We start from the raw sequence: 6,132 nt of genomic DNA, 5'->3' as shown, positions 1-6,132 counted from the left end.
TCGTCGCCCTCGGCCGCAAACGCTGGCTGTTCGTCGGCGACAGCCTGCATGCCGAAATCGGGATGCACCTTGAAGGGAAGTCTATGTCATCACCGACGCGAGCGGTGACATTTCGACCGAAGCGCATGAACGCGCGGTCCAACGCATGATCCAGGCCGGCGCCAAACCGATGACTTCGCTCCAGTATCTGCTCGAACTGCAGCGCGACTGGGCGCGCACCGAAACCTATGACCTGACCACCGGCATCGCCCGCAAATGGGGCGGCGCTTATGGTCTTGGCATCACCTATGCCAAGACGATGTTCGGCGCCTCGCGGGAGACCGTTTCGTCGCCCTCGGCCGCAAACGCTGGCTGTTCGTCGGCGACAGCCTGCATGCCGAAATCGGGATGCACCTTGAAGGGCTGCGGGCTGCAGCCGCACAGGGAGACGGCATCGAGATCGAGATCCTCGCCATCGAGTCGATGGCATTTTCCGCCATCCACGAACGCGCAAGCCTTTATCTGAAAGCGCAGCCAACCCGCCCCGACGCCGTCTTCGCCTTTTCGGATACCGCTGCAATGGCGGTCATTGGCGCGTTCAGCAAGGAAGGCCATGTGACGCCGCGCGATTACGCACTTGTCGGCTACAACGACATTCCCCCGGCTGCGCACTTCACGCCCACCATCTCGACGATCGCACAGCAAACCGGCGTCGCAGGTGCCATATTGGTCGAGAAGCTCATGCAGATGCTCGATGGCAGGAGGCCAAGTTCGGTGACCTTGCCGACGCAGTTGGTCGAGAGGTAAACCTGAACCTATCCCGTTAGCGTAGAAGCGCATCCGCCCCTTGAAACAGCCGCCGCCCTCGGCGACACAAGCAACGTCGCCGTCGAGTGGCCCAGGGGGGGTATAGTCAGGCGTCAACATGGCCTGCATCGTGGCTGGCAGGGCGCGCCGTCATCAAGAAGCTTGCCAATCCCTCCCGAAGCCGTCCGCTTAGCCGACACCATCCAATAAAGCAGTTCCGATGGAGCAGCCTCGATCGGAGTTGAGCCGCCCGGAACGGCAATGGATTCGCCGGGAGATGCCCGCCACTCGATCGAAACCCTCGCCGCCACATAAAGAAACTTGGCCGACAAATTTCACCGTATTAAAATAACTATCCCATCAATTCACCACCATGCAAAACTCATTCATCTTAAAACTGAATATTTCTCTTAAAAAATACTATATTTCACAAAATTCAAAATCAGAATTTTCTATTTATTTTCAATATATATTACAGTTTACATCTAAATGATGCGAACATGATGAATATGTTTCTTATATATGACACCACTGTAACAAATTAGACCTTCATCACCGCTAGGCGTCCGCACAGTTTCACCACTTCGAGGGAAATTTCTGTGCGTCACCATAAAATCCGCCGGGCTCATCTGCTGCTCACGACAAGCCTCCTTCTCTCCGCAACACCAGCGATCGCCGCAGACGATTCCGAGGCGGCGGCGTATGACGGCGCGAGCGCCATCGTCGTGACCGCGACCAAGCGCGAGACGAATCTCCAGGAAACGCCGATCGCGATCAGCGTCGTGAGCAGCGCAACCCTGAAAGACCGTCACGTCCAGAGCATCTACGATCTCGCGGATGGCGGGGTGCCTTCGCTGCGCGTCGCCACCTTTGAAGCCCGCCAGTCGGCGCTGACGATCGGCATCCGCGGCATCGTTCCGCTCGACGCCAACCAGCCCGCGCGCGAACAGGGCGTCGGCATCTATCTCGACGGCGTTTATCTCGGTCGCCAGCACGGCCTGAACGCCGCGCTGTTCGACCTCGAGCGAATCGAAGTGCTGAAGGGACCGCAAGGAACGCTCTTCGGCCGCAACACCGAAGGCGGCGCGTTGTCGATCGTGTCGGCGGCGCCGACCGGCGAGTTCGGCGGCAGCGTCAGCGGCGGCTACGGCAATTACGGCGCCTATTCGATGGGCGCGCACCTCAACCTGCCCGAATTCCATGGCATCAGCCTCAAGATCGACGGCGTGAAGCAGTATCAGGGCGCAACGACCGAAAACCCCCTGCAGGGCCAGACCGGCTGGAACTATTATGATCGCCAGGGCGTGCGCATCGCGGCGCGCTGGAAGATCACACCCGACATCACCAATGATTTTTCCTATGATGTGGCGAAGGACAAGAACACGCCCTTCTACAGCCAGCTGCTGAACTTCAACCCCAACAACTGCGTTGCCGGACCGATCGCCAATTCACCGAACTGCCGCCTGCCGGGCATCGACTATACGACGCTCAGCGGCACGGTCCGCCCGACCCTGCCCGGTGTGGAAGTCAATGGCGATACGCGGATGAAGGTCGCCGACATCGGGGTACCCCAGCAGCCGAGCGTCGACAAGACCCACGGATTCACCAATACGCTGCGCTGGTCGGTTTCGCCCGAGATCGAGCTGCGCTCGATCACAGCGTGGCGCGGCGTCGATGTTGACCAGTGGGACAATTCGGGCGGTGCGCACCGTCCGCCGGTCGTCAACCTGACGGCCTCCTGCACGCAGGCCGCACCATGTGCGTTCAGCCGCTACAGCCTCGCCGGCCTGCGTCAGCGCCAGTTCAGCCAGGAATTCCAGGCGGTCGGCACGGTCGGTTCGGTCGACTATGTCGCCGGCCTCTTCTATTTCAACGAACATGTCAGCGACGACGCCGCAACGCCGAACTCGAACGCCGTTTACCGCAATGGTGCGGGCCAGCCGGTCTATACGCTTCTCGACCCCTGCACCGGTTCGGGCGGGTTCGGCTCGCAGCGCGGATGCCGCTCGACCGACCGCGCGTCGGAAGTGTGGTCAAAAAGCTATGCGGCTTATGGTCAGGCAACCTGGAACGCCACCGACCAGTTGCACCTAACCATCGGCGCCCGCTATACGGAAGACCAGAAGCGCGGCGTGCTGCACTTCTTCCGTAACCTGAACTATGATCTGCCGGCCAATGCGGCGGCGGTTACAGCCAATGGATACGCGCCGCTGGACAAGAAGTGGCACCGGTTCAACCCGATGGCGACGGTTGCCTATGACGTCAGCGACGACGTCCATGTCTACGCCAAATATGCCACAGGATACCGTGCTGGCGGCGCCAGCTCGCGCACCGCAAACTATCAGGCGTTCGACCCCGAAGATGTGAAGTCCTATGAAGTCGGCCTGAAGACCGAGTTCCTCGATCACCGGGCGCGCTTCAACCTCGCGGCCTATATCATGGACCGCAAGGACAGCCAGATCGACATCAGCTTCATCCAGTTCGCCGGCGGTTCGAGCGTCAACGTCCTGCGCACGATCAATGCCGAGGGCACGACCAAAATCCGCGGCATCGAAGCCGATCTGACGCTCAACCCGGTCGACGGGCTTACGCTGAACGCCTCCTACGCCTTTACCGATACCAAAATCCCGCTGGTGCCGATCACCTTCACCGCGGGCGGCGTCACTTCGCCGGCGGTCATGCAGCAATTCTACATCCCGTTCACGCCCCGCAACGCGGCAAGCGGCTCGATCGATTATGCCTTGCCAGTCGGCGGCGGCGATACGGCGCTGAAATTCCACGTCGATGGAAACTATGCGCAGGCTACCCAGGCTTTCGACCAGTTCGAGACCAAGGCCGACGCCTCGTTCATCGTCAACGCCCGCGTCTCGCTCGCCGACATTGCGATGGGCAATGGCCGGTCAAAGCTGACCGTTTCGGCTTGGGCGCGCAACCTGTTTGACGAACAGCATGTGTTCCGCCGCGATCCGTCGAACAGCCTGCCGGGTACGCCGACCGCCAACCTGACGACGGGCAGCATCGGCAATGTCCTGGGCGACTATGGCAACTTCAATGCACCGCGCACCTATGGAGTCGAAGCCGCGCTTCGCTTCTGATACCCGCGAACTACGAAAGGGTCGGTGCCAGGGTGGCGCCGGCCCTTTTCTTTGCCCCCTGATTTTTGCTCCCTGTCCCTTTACGCAGACGGCGTGGGCCTGAGCGGAATACGCAGCACCACCGACAGGCCGGGACCGGCATCTTCAAGGGCAATCGTCCCCCTATGCAAATGGGCGACGGCTTCGGCAAGCGGAAGGCCAAGGCCATGCCCTCCGGCTCCTCGGCTCTTGTCGAGACGCCCGAAGCGCCGGAGCGCGAGACCGCGCTTGTCCGCAGGGATGCCCGGCCCATTGTCGGAAACCCGCAAGAATATGGCCCCGCCTTCAAGCCCGGCATCGACGACGATATCGGTCCCTTTCGGCGTATGGCGGAGCGCGTTGTCGATCAGGTTCATGAGCGCCCGGTTGAGGAGCTGGCGGTCTCCCGAAAGCTGGATATGCGCACCCTCGACAAGCCGGACGCGATGGCCCGATTCTGCGGCGACCGGTTCCATCGTCATGACCATGTCTGCGGCAAGAGCGCGGATGTCGAGCGGTTCGAATGCCGCGCGTCGAGCGCCGCCCTCAACCTCAGCGATCCGCAGCACCGATTCGAACATCTGCAAAATCTCGTCATTCTGCTCGATTGCGGCCCCGATTTCCTCGCGAAGCGGTGCCGCATCCTCGCGCTGCGCCAGCAATGAAAGGCGCGAGCGAAGGCGCGCAAGCGGAGTCCGTAAGTCGTGGGCTATTTCGTTCGATATGGTGCCAAGCCCTTCCATCAACCCTTCGATCCGGTCGAGCATCCGGTTGAACGCGATGGCCTGCTGATCGAACTCGCTTCCCGAATAATCGACAGGAACCCGCTGACGCATATCGCCGTCGATGATCGCGTCCACTGTGCGGCGCATCGCCAATATACGCCCCCTGACGATGCGCCCGAAGGTGAGCAGCCCGGCAACGACGATGACGATGATCGAGCCGAAACCGATCAGATAGGCACGACGGCGCTCCTCCCGATAGCGATCGAAAGGTTCGGTTTCCGCAATCGTGCTGAGATAGAGGTTGTCAGCTATTTCCCGGGTATATGCCCGGCCATGCGACAGGCCTTCGATCCCGTCATTTGCGCCCAGATTCGTATAGCCCACCTTAAGTCGCCGACTTGGCGAGACATTGCCGGCGTGCCAATGTCCAGCCGCGTCCGCCAACAGGAATCCGATGTCGCCCGTATCGCGCTCACTCGAAAGAAGCTCGATGCGTCTTTCGATCGCGGCTCGGGAGACCTCGATGCCCGGGGGCGCAACCAGCGTGTTGGCGGTTGCAATGCGCTTGTCGACCAAACGCTCGATCGACGCTGTGTTCGATACATAAAGCGCCAGGCCCGTGAGCACGGTGGCCGCAAGGAAGAGCGTCAGAAAGGTGAGCGTAAGGCCTTTGAGCGAACGCAATGGCAACATATCAGGTGCTGAGCATATAGCCGAGCCCGCGCACGGTCACGACGGGATCGTCCTCGCCATCGCGTGTCAATTCGAGTCGCAAACGACGTATATGCGAGTCGACGATGTTTGTTGTCGGCTCGAAATCAAAACCCCACACGCGTTCGACGAGCATGGCTCGTGTTAGGACGGCACCATCCGAATCGACCAGTTCGGACAACAATTTGAAATCGATCGGCGAGAGATCGAGGGCGCGGTCGCCACGCCACGCCCGGATGCGTGCGGGGCTTATGCGAATATCTCCAGCGATACGGATGTCAGACGGACGGTTTTGCCATTGCCGGCCCCGGATGACAGCATGGATGCGGGCGTTGATTTCCTCGGCCGATGCCGGCTTGGTAACATAATCGTCAGCACCGGCGGAAAGCCCCTCGACCTTCTCTGGCAGCCGGTTCAGCGCGGTGAGCATAATGACCGGGACAGTGAGTTGCTCGTCGCGCAGACGCTGCAGCACGCCGATACCGTCGACGCCGGGTAGCATCCAGTCGAGCAGCACCGCATCGACCTTGCGGCTGAACACAGCATCGAGCGCGGCTTGCCCCGTCTCCACCACCGATGTCCTGTGCCCGAACGCCTGGAGTTCCTCCGCCAACATCGCGGCGAGTTCGACATCATCTTCGGCCAGCAGCAGATCGAAGCCCTCACCGAAAGTGCTTTCCTTGCTGGCCGTCGCCGAGCCTTGCTCCGCTTCCATTCCGTTCACCGCCTCATGTTTCATTGTCAGGCCCTTGCTGGATGGGGAAATTTCGAGCCACTTCCTCTCGATCAAGCCGCAA

The 6,132-nt window shown here is 60.7% G+C and carries 4 protein-coding genes and 1 pseudogene; 3 read left to right on the top strand and 2 right to left on the bottom strand.

Annotation, left to right across the window (positions count from 1 at the left end; all coding sequences use genetic code 11):
• Positions 1–76: 76 nt before the first annotated feature.
• The 3 genes and pseudogenes from AC1RRJ_RS04310 to AC1RRJ_RS04300 form a co-directional block, all read left to right on the top strand.
• Positions 77–313: pseudogene (locus AC1RRJ_RS04310) on the top strand (hydrolase); the annotation flags it as partial.
• Positions 256–786 (top strand): substrate-binding domain-containing protein, encoded by a 531-nt coding sequence (locus AC1RRJ_RS04305; RefSeq protein WP_493120474.1) that lies wholly within the window; start codon positions 256–258, stop codon positions 784–786. The pseudogene AC1RRJ_RS04310 and the gene AC1RRJ_RS04305, both read left to right, overlap by 58 nt.
• A 599-nt stretch (positions 787–1,385) precedes the next feature.
• On the top strand, positions 1,386–3,881 hold the full coding sequence (locus tag AC1RRJ_RS04300; protein ID WP_493120473.1) for a TonB-dependent receptor: 2,496 nt from the start codon (positions 1,386–1,388) through the stop codon (positions 3,879–3,881).
• 80 nt (positions 3,882–3,961) lie between these two features.
• On the opposite strand, the gene AC1RRJ_RS04295 is transcribed toward AC1RRJ_RS04300, so the two are convergent.
• Both AC1RRJ_RS04295 and AC1RRJ_RS04290 read right to left on the bottom strand, forming a co-directional pair.
• Positions 3,962–5,317 carry a sensor histidine kinase gene (locus AC1RRJ_RS04295; protein ID WP_493120472.1) on the bottom strand — a complete coding sequence of 452 codons (1,356 nt, stop codon included), beginning with the start codon at positions 5,315–5,317 and terminating at the stop codon, positions 3,962–3,964.
• 1 nt (position 5,318) lies between these two features.
• Positions 5,319–6,074 carry a response regulator transcription factor gene (locus AC1RRJ_RS04290; RefSeq protein WP_493120471.1) on the bottom strand — a complete coding sequence of 252 codons (756 nt, stop codon included), beginning with the start codon at positions 6,072–6,074 and terminating at the stop codon, positions 5,319–5,321.
• Positions 6,075–6,132 lie beyond the last annotated feature (58 nt).

This window comes from Sphingopyxis sp. GW821-FHT12C06 (assembly GCF_058807415.1).
The sequence above is the reverse complement of the archived record's forward strand: the minus strand, read 5'-3'. Positions and strand labels throughout refer to the sequence as shown.